14 protein-coding genes and 1 pseudogene are annotated in these 16,257 nt (G+C 66.5%); 13 read left to right on the top strand and 2 right to left on the bottom strand.

From position 1 onward, the window contains the following. Positions 1–5 precede the first annotated feature (5 nt). Positions 6–1,529, top strand: a pseudogene (gene fadD4 / locus SHTP_RS23830) (fatty-acid--CoA ligase FadD4). A gap of 2 nt (positions 1,530–1,531) precedes the next feature. Beyond that, positions 1,532–2,500, top strand: a complete 969-nt coding sequence (locus SHTP_RS23825) for an enoyl-CoA hydratase/isomerase family protein (RefSeq protein ID WP_096371976.1) — start codon at positions 1,532–1,534, stop codon at positions 2,498–2,500. On the opposite strand, the gene SHTP_RS23820 is transcribed toward SHTP_RS23825, so the two are convergent. Together SHTP_RS23820 and SHTP_RS23815 are read right to left on the bottom strand one after the other, a co-directional pair. Further along, positions 2,497–2,895 (bottom strand): CD225/dispanin family protein, encoded by a 399-nt coding sequence (locus SHTP_RS23820; RefSeq protein ID WP_096371975.1) that lies wholly within the window; start codon positions 2,893–2,895, stop codon positions 2,497–2,499. The two genes, SHTP_RS23825 and SHTP_RS23820, sit on opposite strands and share 4 nt — an antisense overlap. A 110-nt stretch (positions 2,896–3,005) precedes the next feature. Then, complete coding sequence (locus SHTP_RS23815; protein WP_096372639.1) at positions 3,006–4,133, bottom strand: acyl-CoA dehydrogenase family protein; 1,128 nt, start codon at positions 4,131–4,133, stop codon at positions 3,006–3,008. 100 nt (positions 4,134–4,233) lie between these two features. Here SHTP_RS23815 and SHTP_RS23810 point away from each other — a divergent pair, with 100 nt between their 5' ends. From SHTP_RS23810 to SHTP_RS23760, 11 genes are all read left to right on the top strand, one after another. Beyond that, positions 4,234–5,241, top strand: a complete 1,008-nt coding sequence (locus SHTP_RS23810; protein ID WP_096371974.1) for a MaoC family dehydratase — start codon at positions 4,234–4,236, stop codon at positions 5,239–5,241. 68 nt (positions 5,242–5,309) lie between these two features. Further along, on the top strand, positions 5,310–6,476 hold the full coding sequence (locus SHTP_RS23805) for a CoA transferase (RefSeq protein ID WP_231991672.1): 1,167 nt from the start codon (positions 5,310–5,312) through the stop codon (positions 6,474–6,476). Then, entirely contained in the window at positions 6,476–7,777 is a 1,302-nt protein-coding gene (locus tag SHTP_RS23800; RefSeq protein ID WP_096371973.1) for an amidohydrolase family protein, read from the top strand. Before SHTP_RS23805 ends, SHTP_RS23800 begins: the two co-directional genes overlap by 1 nt. Positions 7,778–8,095: 318 nt before the next feature. Beyond that, the gene (locus SHTP_RS23795) at positions 8,096–8,797 is read left to right on the top strand and encodes a class I SAM-dependent methyltransferase (protein ID WP_015354213.1); all 702 of its coding nucleotides are present in this window, start codon (positions 8,096–8,098) and stop codon (positions 8,795–8,797) included. Beyond that, complete coding sequence (locus tag SHTP_RS23790) at positions 8,794–10,140, top strand: molybdopterin-dependent oxidoreductase (RefSeq protein WP_096371972.1); 1,347 nt, start codon at positions 8,794–8,796, stop codon at positions 10,138–10,140. The genes SHTP_RS23795 and SHTP_RS23790 overlap by 4 nt, the downstream gene beginning before the upstream one ends. A 1-nt stretch (position 10,141) precedes the next feature. Further along, a complete protein-coding gene (locus tag SHTP_RS23785) occupies positions 10,142–10,660 on the top strand; it encodes a hypothetical protein (RefSeq protein ID WP_011739319.1) in 519 nt (172 codons plus the stop codon). A 137-nt stretch (positions 10,661–10,797) separates the two neighbouring features. After that, positions 10,798–11,994 carry an alpha/beta hydrolase gene (locus SHTP_RS23780; RefSeq protein WP_172900703.1) on the top strand — a complete coding sequence of 399 codons (1,197 nt, stop codon included), beginning with the start codon at positions 10,798–10,800 and terminating at the stop codon, positions 11,992–11,994. 44 nt (positions 11,995–12,038) lie between these two features. After that, on the top strand, positions 12,039–13,478 hold the full coding sequence (locus SHTP_RS23775) for a WS/DGAT/MGAT family O-acyltransferase (RefSeq protein ID WP_096371971.1): 1,440 nt from the start codon (positions 12,039–12,041) through the stop codon (positions 13,476–13,478). After that, a complete protein-coding gene (locus SHTP_RS23770) occupies positions 13,475–14,257 on the top strand; it encodes a crotonase/enoyl-CoA hydratase family protein (RefSeq protein ID WP_012392437.1) in 783 nt (260 codons plus the stop codon). The genes SHTP_RS23775 and SHTP_RS23770 overlap by 4 nt, the downstream gene beginning before the upstream one ends. Positions 14,258–14,355: 98 nt before the next feature. Then, complete coding sequence (locus SHTP_RS23765) at positions 14,356–15,843, top strand: class I adenylate-forming enzyme family protein (protein ID WP_096371970.1); 1,488 nt, start codon at positions 14,356–14,358, stop codon at positions 15,841–15,843. Continuing rightward, the gene (locus SHTP_RS23760; RefSeq protein WP_012392439.1) at positions 15,840–16,136 is read left to right on the top strand and encodes a hypothetical protein; all 297 of its coding nucleotides are present in this window, start codon (positions 15,840–15,842) and stop codon (positions 16,134–16,136) included. Before SHTP_RS23765 ends, SHTP_RS23760 begins: the two co-directional genes overlap by 4 nt. The last annotated feature ends 121 nt before the right edge of the window (positions 16,137–16,257 follow it).

The following is a 16,257-nucleotide window of genomic DNA, read 5'->3' as shown; positions in this document are numbered from 1 at the left end:
GCAGCATGCAGATTCGCCAGCACGTCGGGGCGGATAAGCCTGCAGTCATTCTGCATCCCTCGGGGACGGTAGTCAGTTTCGACGAACTGGAAGCGCGGGCCAACCGGCTGGCGCATCGGTTTCGCCGCGCGGGACTGCGCGAGGGCGACGCCGTGGCCATCCTGATGGAAAACAACGAGCACATCCACGCGGTCATGTGGGCGGCTCGACGTAGCGGGTTGTATTACGTACCCATCAATACCCATCTGACCGCGGCCGAAGCCGCCTACATCATCGAGAACAGCGGTGCCAAGGCCATCGTCGGTTCGGCGGCGCTGCGCGATACCTGTGCCGGTCTGGGTGAACATCTTCGGGCGGGCCCGCCCGAGCTGCTGATCCTGGCCGGGCCCGAAGGCTGCCTGACCGGCTGGGAGCCCTATCCGCAATGCGTGGCCGATCAACCCGACACTGCGATCGACGACGAGCTCGAGGGTGACCTGCTGCAGTATTCGTCGGGAACCACCGGACGGCCCAAGGGAATCAAGCGCGAACTACTCCACGTTGCCCCGGATGCTGCGCCCGGGATGATGTCGGCCCTGGTTGGCTATTGGATGGACGCCGACTCGATCTATCTGAGCCCGGCGCCGCTCTATCACACCGCGCCGTCGGTGTGGTCGATGAGTGCGCAGGCCGGCGGAATCACCACGGTCGTGGTGGAGAAGTTCGACCCCGAGGGGGCGCTCGAGGCGATCCAGCGCCACCGGGTAACGCACGCACAGTTTGTGCCGGCCATGTTCACTCGGATGCTGAAACTTCCTGAGAGCATTCGTAATTCGTATGACTTATCCAGCCTGAAGCGAGTCATGCACGCCGCCGCCCCGTGTCCTGTTGAGATCAAGAAACAGATGATGGACTGGTGGGGGCCGATCATCGACGAGTACTACGCCTCTTCGGAGGCGATCGGCTCGACATTGATCACCGCCGAAGACTGGCTCGAGCACCCGGGTTCGGTCGGCAAACCCATGCAAGGTGGCGTGCACATCCTCGGCGCCGACGGCGTCGAGCTGCCGCCGGGCCAGGCCGGCGAAATCTACTTCGAAGGCGGCTATTCCTTCGAGTACCTCAACGATCCGTCGAAAACCGCCGCCTCCCGCGACAAGCATGGTTGGGTGACGGTGGGCGACGTCGGCTACCTGGATGACCAGGGGTACCTGTTCCTGACCGATCGCCGCCACCACATGATCATCTCCGGCGGGGTCAACATCTACCCGCAGGAAGCCGAAAACATCTTGGTGACTCATCCCAAGGTCATGGATGCGGCGGTGTTCGGCGTACCCGACGACGAGATGGGCCAGCGCGTGATGGCCGTCGTGCAGACCGTCGACCCGACCGATGCGACCAGCCAGTTCGGTGACGAACTCATGGAATGGCTGCGAGATCGTCTGTCGCACTCCAAGTGTCCGCGATCGGTTGCCTTCTAGGCGCAGCTGCCCCGCACCGACACCGGCAAGCTCTACAAGAACGGACTGATCGAAAAGTATTCGGGATAACCATGTTCGGTGTGTTTGACCTCTCACGTGCCTCGGATGCCACCCGTGCCGCAGGCGAAATCTCGGCTCCGGGGGTGACCGTGGCGCACGGCTGGGCCAGCGAGCTCGCCGAAGCCGAACCATGGTTGAGTGAGGCAACTTTCACCTTGGCCGAAGGCCCGTGTGCCGACCGCAGGGTGATCACCGTGGAGTCGGTGTCACAGACTCTGGCCGAGCTAAGGCAGCGGTGCCAACGGTGGCCGCAGGCCAGCGCCGTCTGCGACGACGTGCTGCGCACGATAGATCCCGATGGCCCGACACTGGCCGGCGTGCTGACCGAATCGCTGGCCTATTCGACATTGCAGGCCGGGCCGGAGTTCGCTCGCTGGCTCGACGAACGCGGGCCCGCTGACCTGCCCGACATCGCCGATCCCGTGCAGACCGAGCGCGACGATGACACCCTGAGAATCAGATTCAATCGGCCCCAACGGCACAACGCATTTTCCGGCGATGCGCGGGCCGCGCTGCTGGAAGCGCTGACCGTAGCCCAGCTGGACCCCTCGGTGAGCGGGATCGTGTTGAGCGGCAACGGTCCATCGTTCTGTAGTGGCGGCGATCTGGCCGAGCTCGGTACCTTCGCCGATCCCGCCAGCGCTCATCTGGCGCGCACCAGGCACAGCCCGGCGCTGGCGCTGGCTGCGCTCACCGCCCGGCTGGGCCGGGCCTGTCGCGCCGAAGTGCATGGCCGGGTGCTGGGTAGTGGCCTGGAAATGGCCGCGTTCTGTGGGTGGGTGCAGGCGCAACCGGATTCGGTATTCGGCCTACCGGAACTGAGTCTGGGACTGATCCCCGGTGCCGGCGGCACCGTCAGCGTGACGCGTCGAATCGGACGCTGGCGCACCGCATATCTGGTGCTTTCCGGGCGAACCATTGACGCCGGCACCGCACGGGACTGGGGGTTGGTCGACTCGATCGCGGTCACCGGCGACTAGCCCACCAAAGGTGGCTGCCGCCTAGCCGTGTTGTGGTCCACCGAAACCGCCACCAGGATAAGGGCGATGTAAATCACCGCAAAGGCCACCGCGACCACCACTCCGCCGATTGCGCTGATGATGGCCCACTTCTTGGCGCTGGCGGAGGCGGCCTGCGCCTCGGCGTAGCGCCCTTGCGCCCACAAGCCGGAAACCTTGGAGGAGTAGACGATCGAGACGATCCCAAGGGGCAGGCAACAAAACAGCGTGGTCAAGATCGCCCAGATGAGGTAATTGTCCGGCTCCGGTGCGTAGCCCGGCTGCTGGGCCGGCCAGCCGGGTTGCGGTGGCTGCCAGCCCGGCTGCTGACTCTGCCACTCTGGGGAACCTCCGTAGGGCCCTGGCGGATAACTCATGGCGGCTGCCTTCCCTCGGGTTACCTGTGGTCCAACAGTGTTGTGCCGCGCCGCTTTGCTGGTGGGCGAAGTCAGGCAGCAAATATACCGCACGGGCGCTGCGGTGGCGGTTAGATTCCGCCGCGGGCTATCAGTTGTCTGGCGATCACGTTGCGCTGGATTTCGTTGGTGCCTTCGCCGACGATCATCAGGGGTGCGTCGCGGAAGTAGCGTTCGACGTCGTATTCGGTGGAATAGCCGTAGCCGCCGTGGATTCGGACGGCGTTGAGCGCGATTTCCATGGCGGTTTCGGAGGCGAAGAGTTTGGCCATGCCGGCCTCCATGTCGCATCGCTGGCCGCTGTCGTAGCGTTGGGCGGCGTAGTGGGTGAGTTGGCGGGCGGCGGTGAGTTTGGTTGCCATGTCGGCCAAGTAGTTTCCGATGGCTTGGTGTTTCCAGATCGGTTGGCCGAAGCTGTGGCGTTGCTGGGCGTAGGCCAGGGCGTCGTCGAGTGCTGCGCTGGCCACGCCCAGGGCGCGGGCGGCGACCTGGATGCGGCCGGTTTCGAGTCCTTTCATCATCTGTGAAAACCCTTGACTGGGTTGGCCTCCCAATATCGCGGAGGTCGGTGCCCGGTAGTTGTCGAAGGACAGTTCGCAGGCTTCCACGCCCTTGTATCCCAGTTTGGGCAGGTCGGCTGAGATGTTCAGGCCGGGGCCCGGTTCCACGAGCACGATCGAGATGCCGTGGTGGCGGGGTGTGGCGTGGGGATCGGTCTTGCACAGCAGGGCGATCAGCCCGCTGCGGCGGGCGTTGCTGATCCAGGTCTTGGCGCCGGTGATCAGCAGCTGGTCGGGTCCGTCAGCCATCGCGGTGGTGGACATGTTTTGGAGGTCGGAACCGCCGCCGGGTTCGGTCAGGGCCATGGTGGCGCGCAGCTCGCCGGTGGCCATGGCTGGCAGGTAGGTGGATTTTTGTTCGTCGGTGCCAAAGAGCATCGGCAGTTTGGCCACCACGGTGTGTCCGCCCATGGCGCCGGCCAGGCTCATCCATCCGCGGGCCAGCTCCTGGGTGACCTGGACGTAGCACGGCATCGACACCGGCGATCCGCCGTAGGCTTCCCCGATGGCCAGGCCGTAGATGCCGATGCGTTTCATCTGCTCGATCCAGGCCTGCGGGTAGGTGTTGGCGTGTTCGACCTCGCGCACGCTGGGCCGCACGTCGCGGTCGATGAAGGCCCGCACAGTAGCCACCAGCATCGCCTCGTCCTCATCAAGCTGACTGTCTGCCCGTTGGTTGTCCACCGTTATTGCCCTCCGTATTGACCCTCGGTTCGACAGCCTGCCAGCATGTGGCGTTGTGCATACTGGGTACATGGGCATCCGTGAGGGCGGGCCCTACTTTGACGACATGTCCGTGGGTCAGGTGTTCGACTGGGCGCCGGCGTTGACCCTGTCGGCCGGCCTGGCGGCCGCCCATCAGGCGATTCTGGGGGACCGGCTGCGGCTGGCCCTGGACAGCAGCCTGTGTGGCGCGGTAACCGGCGCACCGGCGGCGCTGGCGCATCCGGGGTTGGTGTGCAACGCGGCGATCGGGCAGTCCACCCTGGTCACCCAGCGGGTCAAAGCCAACCTGTTCTACCGCGGGCTGACCTTTCATCGGTACCCGCTGATCGGAGACACCATCTACACCCGCACCGAGGTTGTGGCGCTCCGGGCCAACACGGCCAAGCCGGGCCGGGCGCCGACCGGAATGGCCGCGCTGCGGATGACCACCATCGACCAGGCCGATCGACTGGTGCTCGACTTCTATCGCTGCGCGATGCTGCCGGCTAGCGCGGACTGGGATCCCGCCGGCGCCGCCGACGACGACCTGTCGGGCATCGGCGCCGACGCGAAGCCACCCGCGATCGATCCGACGGCGCACTGGGATGCCGAGACCTACCGCACCCGGGTCCCGGGGCCCCATTTTGACGCCGGCATTGCGGGCAAGGTCATGCACAGCACCGGAGATCTGGTCAGCAGCGCGCCCGAGCTCGCCCGACTCACGCTCAACATTGCTGCCACACATCATGATTCGCGGGTGGCTGGGCAGCGGCTGGTCTACGGCGGGCACACCATCGGCCTGGCCTTGGCGCAGGCGAGCCGACTGATGCCCAACCTGGTCACGGTGCTGGGGTGGGAGCACTGCGACCACACCGGGCCGGTACGGGAGGGCGACACCCTCTACAGCGAGTTGCACGTCGAGTCGGCGGAGCCGACCGCCAACGGGGGCGTGCTTGGCCTGCGTTCGCTGGTCTACGCCGTCGGCGACTCGGAGCCCGACCGCCAGGTGCTGGACTGGCGGTTCACAGCACTGCAGTACTAGCTGAACTCCCGGGCTTGTTTACCGGCGATTCCGGTGGCACCGGCCTGGACTGCGAGCAACATGGTGGTGTGAGTGCGGTGCCATCCCGCTGGGCCAGCAAGTGGGGAAGTAGTGGGCTGGCCTACCTGACCGGTTTGCCCGGCGGGCCGCCCGACTTTTCGCGCGCCAACATTTTGGGACGCGCCGAAACGATTGCCGCCGACGCGGCCACCTTGCTGACCGGGCGGGCCGGTCTGCTCGGGCTGACTCGCCGGGGCCGGGTCTCGGCGGGCGGCGCCACCCGGCTGCTCGCGGCCGCCGACGGCTGGTTCGCAATCACACTGTCGCGCCCGGACGATGTCGATGCGGTCCCCGCGCTGCTGCGGGCCGACGAGGTGCCCGACGACCCATGGGGATCGCTGCAGAGGTGGGCCACAACGCGTCCCAAGTCCGCCATCATCAAACGAACCGAATTGCTCGACATCCCGGCTTCCGCCCTGGGGGCGGCCTACCCCGCCCCGCCCCGAATCCGTCGGGCCGGAGCGCGAGCTCGCGCGCGTGACCCCGCTGGTCTGCTCGTTGCCGATTTGTCGTCCATGTGGGCGGGCCCGTTGTGCGGTCAGCTGCTGGCCCGGGCGGGAGCTACCGTGGTCAAGGTCGAAAGCCCGCGCCGGCCGGACGGCACACGCGCCGGCAACCGCGCCTTCTTCGACTGGATGAACGCGCAAAAGCTCTCCTACTGCCTGGATTTCGACGACGATGCGGAAGAGCTGCGCGAGCTGTTGGAGGCCGCGGACATCGTGATCGAGGATTCGCGTCCCGCTGCCCTGGCGCGACGCCGGCTCGGCCCGGAGCACATCGCAGCGCGGCCCGGGCGAATCTGGCTACGCATCAGCGGATATGGAGAGCACTCCCGGCGGCCCGCTTTCGGCGATGATGCCGCCGTGGCCGGTGGCCTGGTAGGACTCGCGGCCGACGGCCCGGTGTTCTGTGCGGATGCCATAGCCGACCCGCTGGCCGGACTGGAGTCAGCCCGGGCCATCACCGAATCGCTACGGCGCGGGGGTGGTGAGCTCATCGACGTCTCCATGGCCGGCGTTGCCGCGACGTATGCCGCACTGCCCGTGGGGGCCGCGGCGGCCACGCATCGGGCCTTGCCGCCACAACCGCCGGCGCCGCCGTCGCGACCCGCCGCCGCGCCGGGGGCCGACGGTGACCTGGTGCGGCGGCTGGTCCGCGAAAGGGACGGGCACTAGTGCTGATTCGGCGAGCCACCTTGCTGGATGGGTCCACGGCCGACATCCGGGTGTGTGCCCGCATTCAGGAAGTCGGTCAGGGGTTGGTCGCACGGCCGGGGGAGCGGGTGCTCGACGCCGCCGGCCAAACCGTGCTGCCCGGCCTGCACGACCACCATGTGCACCTGCGCTCGGCCGCCTCCGCCCTGGATTCGTTGACTCTGGGGCCGCCCACAGTTGATTCCAAAGAGAAATTTCGGCAACACCTTTCGAGCGCGCAGCCCGGTCCGGACGGATGGATCCGCGCCGTCGGCTATCACGAATCCGTTGCCGGACCACTGGACCGGACCGTGCTGGATGCGCTGGTGTCGCACCTTCCCGTGCGCGTTCAGCATCGCAGCGGGGCGCTGTGGATCCTGAACTCGGCGGCACTGAACCGGATCGGGCTGGCCGGTCATGTCGACGGCCGCCTGCGCAGCGCCGACTCCGACTGGTCGGATGCTTTGCCGCGACGCAAGACCGACCTCGCGGAGCTCGGTGACCGGCTCACCGCGGCCGGGGTCACCGGAGTCACCGATGCCACACCGGATCTCAGCGACGAGGACATGGCCGCACTCACCGTTGCGCATCAGCGCGGGGAGTTTCGTCCGCGGGTCCGGTTTCTTTCTCCCGGCAAGAAGATCCTGCGTGACGATCACCTGGACCTGGAAGCGCTGATGGCCTGGATCACGGACTTGCATGGCGCCGGACAACCTGTTGCCATCCACTGCGTAACCGCGGCTCAGCTGGTCGTGACGATCGCGGCGGTGCGCGCCGTGGGTCGCCATCCGCATGATCGAATCGAGCACGCCGCGGTGGTGCCCGATGACCTGGTGGCCGACTTGGCCGGGCTCGGGCTGACGGTGGTGACGCAGCCCAACTTCGTTGCCGAGCGCGGCGATCAGTACCTCGACGAGATCCCCGCCGCCGAGCACGGGCAGCTGTGGCGGGTCGCTTCACTGTTGAATGCAAACGTGCCGGTGGCCTTGTCCACCGACCTGCCGTTCGGGTCCGGCGACCCGTGGGCGGCGATGCGCGCCGCGGTGCATCGCAGGACCCCTCGCGGGGTCGTTCTGGGCGTCGATGAATGCGTCACGGCGCGTGCGGCTTTGACCATGTTCTTGGGCCGGCCGGATCAGCCGGGGCGGGTGCGTGCCGTGGCCGCCGGTCAGCCCGGGGACCTCTGCGTGCTGGCACAGACACCGGCGGTGGTACTGACCGAGCTGGACGCCAGCCTGGTAAGCGCGACGATCATCGGTGGCGAAGTCGCCTATGCGGCGTAGCGCCGCCGGCACCGGCCTGGCGGTGCTCACAGAGTTCGGTACAACGGCGGAGTCGCCGACGGACCGGGCAATTATTCCTTCCCTACCGCCAACGATGTGTCAGCAGATCTTGGGTTTCGGCCCCAAAAAGTGTGAGTTGCGCCCAAATTTGCCTACTTACTGTACCATTCCGCCCGTTGTCTACGTAGCTCTTGCAGGCTTGGTGTAGTCGATAAAAGATCGGGGTACCGGTGGAAGTGCTGGCGCAAGCGGTTCCTGTCAGCGTGTTACCCGGGCGTGGACGTCCGGCCTGGTCGGGCTCGATGCAAGGGGCGTGAAATGCTGGGGCATCTGTACGAGCGGGCGCTAGGTGGCGAGCGGTGCTGGATCCGCCATGAGGACGGTGAGCTCCGCCCGTTGCCGACTCACCGTTGGTTGGGGGCCGGGGCAGCCGAGCGCGGTTGCGCTTCGGCCGAGGGTTCTTCTTCCGGTGACGTCGGCACCGGCGACGAAGACGCCGCGTCCGACGAGGACTTCGATGAAGCCGTGGCGCAGATGTGTAGCGGGCCGACCATCGAGCTGGGCTGTGGACCGGGCCGGCTGGTGGCCCGGTTGGTGCAGCGGGGAATCCCCGCGCTGGGCATCGATCGGTCGGTGACCGCGATCCGATTGGCCGGTCGCGGCGGTGCGCCGGCGATACTCGGCGATGTTTTCGAGCCGTTGCCCGGGATGGGGCGTTGGCAGACGGTGTTGTTGGTCGACGGGAATGTCGGCCTCGGTGGGGACCCGCTGCGGATCCTGGGCCGGGCCGCCGAGTTGTTGTCCCGCGGCGGGCGGTGCGTGGTCGAATTCGATGCCCAGACCATCGGGGTTTGCTCCCGCTGGGTTCGTCTGGAGTCGGCGCGCGATGTCGGGCCCTGGTTTCGATGGGCGTCGGTCGGCGTGGACAGCGCCGCAATGCTGGCCGCACAGGTAGGTCTGACGCTGATCGGCGTCAGGATGCTTGGCGGACGGGTGATCGCAAACCTGGCGGCCCTGTGAACTGCCCGGCTGAAGACGACCCCGAGCGGGAGCTGGAACCGGAGCCGGCCCACGGGTTTCCCGCCCGGCTGTGGCGCACCTTGGAGCGACACCCGCCGCCGGGGGTGCGGCGATTGGCCGCGTTTCGAAGCCCGCTGCGGGGACCGTGGCTGACCTCGGTGTTCGGGCTGGTGCTGTTGGTGGCAATGCCGATCGTGATCCTTACCGGATTGCTGTCCTATATCGCCTATGCCCCGCAGTTCGGGCAGGCGATCCCGGCCGATGTCGGCTGGCTGCGCCTGCCAGGTTTTGACTGGCCCGCTCATCCGTCTTGGCTGTACCGATTGACCCAGGGCCTGCACGTAGGACTGGGTCTGGTGCTGATCCCGGTGGTGCTGGCCAAGCTCTGGTCGGTGATCCCGAAATTGTTTGTTTGGCCGCCGGCGCGGTCGATCGCCACACTGCTGGAGCGGCTGTCGCTGTTGATGCTGGTCGGTGGGGTGCTGTTCGAGATTGTCACCGGCGTGCTCAACATCCAGTACGACTACATCTTCGGCTTCAGCTTCTACGACGGCCACTACTTCGGCGCCTGGGTCTTCATCGCCGGTTTCCTCATGCATATCGCGGTCAAGATGCCAAAGATGATCACCGGACTGCGGTCATTCTCGATACGAGAAGTCTTGCGCACCAATGTGACTGACACACGCCCCGAGCCGCCCGACGCATCGGGGCTGGTGTCCGAAGATCCCGCCGAACCGACCGTGAGCAGGCGCGGAGCGCTGGCCCTGGTCGGTTCGGGTGTGCTGCTGCTCGGCGTCTTGACCGTCGGCCAAACCTTGGGCGGGCCACTGCGCAACATCGCCCTGCTGCTGCCAAGAGGCCGGCCCGCACAGGGCAACCGGGAATTCCCGGTCAACAAGACCGCGGCGGTCGCCGGAATCACCCCCGAGGCCGTGGGGCCGGCGTGGCGGCTGGTGCTCCGTGGCGGTCCCAACGAGGTCGTGCTGGACCGCGCCGCCCTGGCCGGATTGCCGCAACACACCGCCCGCCTACCGATCGCCTGTGTTGAAGGGTGGTCGACGGTTCAGACCTGGACCGGGGTGCGACTGTCGGAGCTGGCCCGCAGGGCCGGAGTGGCCGCGCCCCGGTCGGCGCGGGTGACGTCGCTGCAACGCGGCGGCGCCTTTGGTGAGGCGACGCTGCAGGGCAATCAGGTCGGCGCTTCGGATGCGCTGCTGGCGTTGCGGGTCAACGGCGAAGACCTGCCGCTCGATCACGGCTATCCGGCGCGGATCATCGTTCCCGCATTGCCCGGCGCGCACAACACCAAATGGGTCGCCTCGATCAATTTCGAGGCTGGTTGAGATGCGCGAACTCACTAGGCGCTTCGGCCGCTATTACGGCGCGCACCCGCTGCATCTGCTGACCATGCTCGCCGGCCTCGCGCTGGTTGGCTACATCGTGGCGACCTTCAAGATCGCCACACTGTGGAATCCGGGTACCTGGTGGCAGTCGATCGCGGTGTGGTTCGCGGCCGCCGTCATCGGCCACGACCTCGTCGCATTCCCAGTCTATTCGCTGGTTGATCGCATCTTTGCGGTGCGCTGGGGCCGCGCCCGCTCCGGAAGTCGAGAAGTCTCGGTCCGCAACTACCTGCGGATCCCGGCGATGGGGTCCGCCCTGACGCTGCTGATATTCCTGCCCGGCATCATCGAGCAAGGTGCGTCGACCTACCACGCGGCCACCGGCGAAACCCAGCAGCCGTTTTTGGGTAGGTGGCTGTTGCTCACCGCGGTGATGTTCGCGCTCAGTGCGGCCACCTACGCCGTCCGACTGGTGCTCGCGCATCGGCGGCGCGTGAGCGAAGTCCAGCTCAGCCGTTGAATAGCGGGGTTGGCGACCCTGGCAAATCATCGGTCGGGCGCAATCATTTGCCGTCAGACCCAACCCGGACGCGAGCCGGTGCGGTGGCGGCCAACAGGAGTACGCTCCCCGACATGGCTGCCACCGGCCCGACAACGATGTCGATGACGTCGATGATGTCCCGTGTCAAATGGATGCTGCGCGCGCGTCCTGCCGACTATCTGCTGGCCATGAGTGTCGCCGGGGCTTCGCTACCGGTGGTGGGCAAGCATCTCGAGCCGCTGGGTTGCGTCACCGCAATGGGGGTCTGGGGCGCGCGCCATACCCCGGAGTTCGTCGCGGCAAGGGCAAAGGATCTGTTCACTCCGGGTATCAACGTGACGCGTCAGCGCGACCGGTACAGCACGAACGAAGTCTCGGCGGCGGCGCTGCGGGGGATCGTCTCAACGGCGGATTTGGATGTCGAATGGCCGGCGCCCCAGCGCACGCCGCCAGTGTGCGAAGCATTTCGTCACCGCCGCTACCTACATCGGGGCGGGGTTCACTACGGCAACAGCCCGGCCCAGGTGCTCGACGTGTGGCGCCGGGACGACCTGCCCACCGAGCCCGCGCCGGTGCTGATTTTTGTTCCCGGCGGCGCCTGGATACACGGCAGTCGAGCAATCCAGGGGTATGCATTGCTGTCGCGGCTGGCCGAACAGGGCTGGGTGTGCCTGTCGATCGACTACCGAGTCGCGCCGCATCACCGGTGGCCCCGCCACATCCACGACGTGAAAGCGGCCATCGCCTGGGCCCACGCCAATGTCGACAAGTTCGGCGGTGACCGCAACTTCATTGCGGCGGCGGGGTGTTCGGCCGGCGGTCACCTGTCCGCATTGGCCGGCCTGACCGCCAACGATCCGGATTATCAAAGTGAGCTTCCCGAAGGGTCCGACACGTCGGTGGACGCGGCCGTCGGGATCTACGGTCGCTACGACTGGGAGGATCGATCCACCGCCGAACGGGCGCGGTTCGTCGACTTCCTGGAGCGAGTGGTGGTCAAGCGCTCGATCAAACGTCACCCGCAGGTGTTCCGCGACGCATCACCGGTTGCCCGGGTACACACCAACGCGCCGCCGTTTCTGGTCATTCACGGCAGCCGCGACGGTGTCATCCCGGTGGCGCAAGCGCGCAGCTTCGTCGAGCGGTTGCGTGCGGTGTCGCGTTCACTGGTCGCCTACGTCGAACTGCCCGGGGCCGGCCACGGCTTCGACCTGCTGGACGGGGCCCGCACAGGCTCGGCCACGCACGCGATTTCGTTGTTCCTCAACCAGATTCATCGCACTCGGGCGCAGCTGTCGAAAGAGGTCATCTAACGCGTCGGTCGACAGTGAGGTCACGCCATGACTAGAGGGCTGAGATGAAACGGCTCAGCGGTTGGGACGCGGTACTGCTGTACAGCGAAACGCCCAACGTGCACATGCACACCCTCAAAGTTGCTGTTATCGAACTCGATCCGGACCGCCGCGCGTTCGGCGTCGACGCGTTCCGGGCAGTCATCGGCGAACGCATGGCCAAACTGGAACCTTTCGGGTATCAGCTCGTCGACATCCCGTTCAAGTTCCATCACCCGATGTGGCGAGAGCACTGTGAAGTTGACCTCGACTACCACATCCGCCCCTGGCAGCTCAGACCCCCAGGGGGTCGGCGCGAGTTGGACGAGGCGATCGGTGAGATCGCCAGCACGCCGCTGGACCGCAGGTACCCGTTGTGGGAGATGTACTTCGTCGAAGGCCTGGCCAACCATCGAGTCGCGGTGGTGGGCAAGATCCATCATGTCCTCGCCGACGGGGTCGCCTCGGCGAACCTGATGGCACGCGGCATGGACTTGTTGCCCGGCCCCGAGGGCGATCCGTACGTGAGCGACCCGGCTCCTACCAAGCGGGAATTGATGAGCTCGGCGTTCCTGGATCACCTGCGCCACCTTGGCCGTATCCCCGCGACGATGCGCTACACCGCGCAGGGCCTGGCCCGCGTGAGACGCAGCTCGCGAAAGCTGTCTCCCGAGCTGACCCGCCCGTTCACCCCGCCACCGACGTTCATGAACCATATGCTCACCCCGCAGCGCAGATTCGCCACCGCGACGTTGGCGCTTGCCGACGTGAAGCAGACCGGTAAGCAGCTGGGCGCGACGATCAACGACATGGTGCTGGCGATGTCCACCGGAGCGCTGCGGAACCTGCTGTTGCGCTATGACGGCCGGGCCGAGCCACTGCTGGCCTCGGTCCCGGTGAGCTACGACTTCTCGCCGGACCGCATCAGCGGGAACTACTTCAGCGGGATGATGGTGGCGCTGCCCACCGACTGCGCGGACCCATTGGAGCGGGTACAGGCCTGTCATGAAAATGCGTTATCGGCCAAGGAGAGTCACCAGCTGCTGGGGCCCGAGCTGATCAGTCGCTGGGCGGCGTACTGGCCGCCGGGGGCAACCGAAGCGACCTTCCGGTGGGCGTCGAGCCGGGACGGGCAAAACAAGGTCCTGAATCTGAACATCTCGAATGTTCCCGGCCCGCGCGAGCACGGCAGGGTGGGTGGTGCGCTGGTAACCGAGATCTATTCGGTGGGGCCGCTGACCGCGGGTAGCGGCCTGAACATCACCGTGTGGGGCTATGTCGACCAGCTCAATATCTCGGTCCTGACAGACGGTGCCACCGTCGAGGATCCGCATGAAGTGACTGAAGCCATGATGGCTGACTTCGTCGAGATACGAAGGGCGGCTGGGCTTTCCGCAGAGCTGACGGTCATCGAGGCAGCGATGGCGCAAGCTCGATCAATGAATGAAGGAGCTGGGAGCGCGTGAGTGAACTAAACGGCGACACCGAACCCGAAGTCCTGGTCGAACAGCGGGACCGAATCCTGATCATCACGATCAATCGGCCCAAGGCCAAGAACTCGGTCAACGCCGCGGTGAGCCGGGCCTTGGCCGATGCGATGGATCGCCTCGATGCTGACGCCGGCCTCTCGGTGGGGATCCTTACCGGAGCGGGTGGCTCGTTCTGTGCCGGCATGGACCTCAAGGCGTTTGCCCGCGGCGAGAATGTCGTGGTCGAGGGCCGGGGGCTGGGGTTCACCGAGCGCCCACCGGCCAAACCGCTGATCGCGGCGGTCGAAGGATACGCCTTGGCCGGCGGCACCGAGCTGGCCTTGGCCACCGATCTGATTGTGGCGGCCAGGGATTCGGCGTTCGGAATACCGGAGGTGAAACGGGGTCTGGTGGCCGGTGGTGGGGGATTGCTGCGGCTGCCCGAGCGCATTCCCTACGCGATCGCGATGGAACTGGCGCTCACCGGTGACAACCTGTCCGCCGAACGCGCCCACGCACTCGGCATGGTCAACGTGCTGGCCGAACCCGGGGCAGCCCTGGATGCGGCGATCGCGTTGGCGGAGAAGATCACTGCCAACGGTCCGCTCGCGGTGGCCGCCACCAAACGGATCATCACCGAATCCCGCGGCTGGAGTCTGGACACCAGATTCGCCCAGCAGATGAAGATCCTGTTCCCGATTTTCACCTCCAATGACGCCAAGGAAGGTGCGATCGCGTTCGCGGAGAAACGTCCGCCCCGCTGGACCGGTACCTGACCGGCGCCGACCACGGCTTCTCCCCGGGAAGCCGGGCCCGCCGATGGGTTACACTGAGGCCAAGTTTTGTAAAGGGAGGGCTTCCTGAAGGGTCCCGGATGAGCGTTTCGTTGCTGCTCGAAATGGCTGCGTCAGCTAGTCCTGACCGCATCGCCGTCGTCTCGGGCGACTTGCGGCTGACGACTCAGCAGCTCAGCGATCTCGCCGACGGGGGTGCGGGGGCCATCGCCGCATCCGATGCCCAGCATGTGGTGTACGTCGGCACCGGCGGGGCGATGCTGCCGCTGCTGATCTTCGCCTCGGCGCGCGCCGGGCTGCCCTTCACCTCGATCAACTACCGGCTGTCCGCCGACGGCATCGCAGCCTTGATCCGCCGGTTGCCACGGCCCCTGGTGGTCGTCGACGAACGCTACCGGGACACGATCGCAGCCGACCAGTCGCTGAGCTCCCAGCAATTTCTGGAGCTAGCCGGCCGCGCCGAACCGGTCGCGGAGTTTCCCGACCCGGACTCGGTGGCCATCGTGCTGTTCACTTCGGGCACCACCTCGCAACCCAAGGCCGTCGAGCTGACCCACAGCAACCTGACCAGCTATGTCACCACGACGGTCGAGTTCGGGTGCGCCGCGCCCTCCGACGCGGCGCTGATCTGTGTGCCGCCGTATCACATCGCCGGGGTAAGTGCCGCCCTGTCGAATCTGTATGCCGGACGAAAGATGGTCTACCTGACCAACTTTGACGCGCACGAGTGGGTAAGGCTGACCAATGCGGAACAGGTCACCACCGCCACCGTGGTGCCGACCATGCTGGACCGCATCGTCGCCGTGCTCGAGACCGGCGAACACAAGCTGCCCTCGTTGCGCAACCTGGCCTACGGTGGCTCGAAAGTCGGTCTGCCACTGGTGCGCCGGGCCCTCGAGCTGTTGCCGGACGTGGGCTTCGTCAACGCCTACGGGCTGACCGAGACCAGCTCGACCATCGCCGTGCTGACGCCCGATGACCATCGCGCCGCGCAGTCCGCGGCGGCGGCTGGCCTGGCCAGGCGGTTGGGCTCGGTGGGGCGGCCGGTGCCCGGCGTCGAGCTGCAGATCCGGGGCCAGGACGGCAGGGTGCTCGGGCCCGGTGAGACCGGCGAACTGTTTGTGCGGGGTGAGCGGGTGTCCGGACGCTACACCGGAATCGGTTCGGTGCTAGACGGCCACGGCTGGTTCGGCACCAAGGACATCGCCATGCTCGACGAAGACGGCTACCTATTCATCGGCGGACGCTCCGACGACACCATCATCCGCGGTGGGGAGAACATCGCGCCGGCCGAACTCGAGGAAGTGCTGATCGAGCACCCGCAGGTGCGCGACGTGGCCGTGGTCGGAGTCGAGGATGCCCAGTGGGGCCAGGAGATCGTGGCCGTCGTGGTGCCCGTCGCCGGCGTCGACCCAGATCCGGAAGAACTACGTGAATTCGTGCGAAGAAGTTTGCGGGGGTCGCGCACCCCGGACCGGGTAGTGTTTCGTCGCGAGCTGCCCACCACCGCCACCGGCAAAATCCTTCGCCGGGAGATCATCGAGGAACTGGCAGGTACGAAATCATGATCAAGAACGGAACCCGGCTGGCCAGCCAGGTGTGTGACACCCAGGTCATCGTGGTCAGAAGCGCCGACACCCTCGACGATCTGCGGTGCGGAGGCGCGCCGATGGTGGAGATTGGCGTGCAGCGCTCGGGCCAACTCGATCCCGAGTTCGCCGACGGCTCGGTGCTGGGCAAACGCTATGTCGATGAGGCCGGTGCCGAGTTGCTGGTCACCAAACCGGGCGCCGGGTCGTTGAGTGTCGGTGCCACCAAGCTGGCGCTCAAGGAGGTCAAGCCGCTTCCGGCCAGCGACTGATCCAGCCGGCCGATGGCAATCGGTGCCCCCGCGCATCGGGGTTTTTGCTCCAGGTCTGGCGTTTTGGTCTAGCAACAACCCGCCGAGTCCGGCTCCACCGTCGGTACCACCGAACCCGGCC

Source organism: Mycobacterium ulcerans subsp. shinshuense, assembly GCF_002355775.1.
GTDB lineage: Bacteria > Actinomycetota > Actinomycetes > Mycobacteriales > Mycobacteriaceae > Mycobacterium > Mycobacterium marinum.
This window is presented reverse-complemented; position numbering and strand designations above follow the sequence as displayed.

Bases quoted from the DNA above. Each gene is read 5' to 3' on its own strand.
- SHTP_RS23780 (WP_172900703.1), top strand. From the start codon at position 10,798: ATGTCGATGACGTCGATGATGTCCCGTGTCAAATGGATGCTGCGCGCG.
- SHTP_RS23795 (WP_015354213.1), top strand. From the start codon at position 8,096: ATGCTGGGGCATCTGTACGAGCGGGCGCTAGGTGGCGAGCGGTGCTGG.
- SHTP_RS23775 (WP_096371971.1), top strand. From the start codon at position 12,039: ATGAAACGGCTCAGCGGTTGGGACGCGGTACTGCTGTACAGCGAAACG.
- SHTP_RS23760 (WP_012392439.1), top strand. From the start codon at position 15,840: ATGATCAAGAACGGAACCCGGCTGGCCAGCCAGGTGTGTGACACCCAG.
- SHTP_RS23785 (WP_011739319.1), top strand. From the start codon at position 10,142: ATGCGCGAACTCACTAGGCGCTTCGGCCGCTATTACGGCGCGCACCCG.
- SHTP_RS23820 (WP_096371975.1), bottom strand. From the start codon at position 2,895: ATGAGTTATCCGCCAGGGCCCTACGGAGGTTCCCCAGAGTGGCAGAGT.
- SHTP_RS23825 (WP_096371976.1), top strand. From the start codon at position 1,532: ATGTTCGGTGTGTTTGACCTCTCACGTGCCTCGGATGCCACCCGTGCC.
- SHTP_RS23765 (WP_096371970.1), top strand. From the start codon at position 14,356: ATGAGCGTTTCGTTGCTGCTCGAAATGGCTGCGTCAGCTAGTCCTGAC.
- SHTP_RS23815 (WP_096372639.1), bottom strand. From the start codon at position 4,133: ATGCTGGTGGCTACTGTGCGGGCCTTCATCGACCGCGACGTGCGGCCC.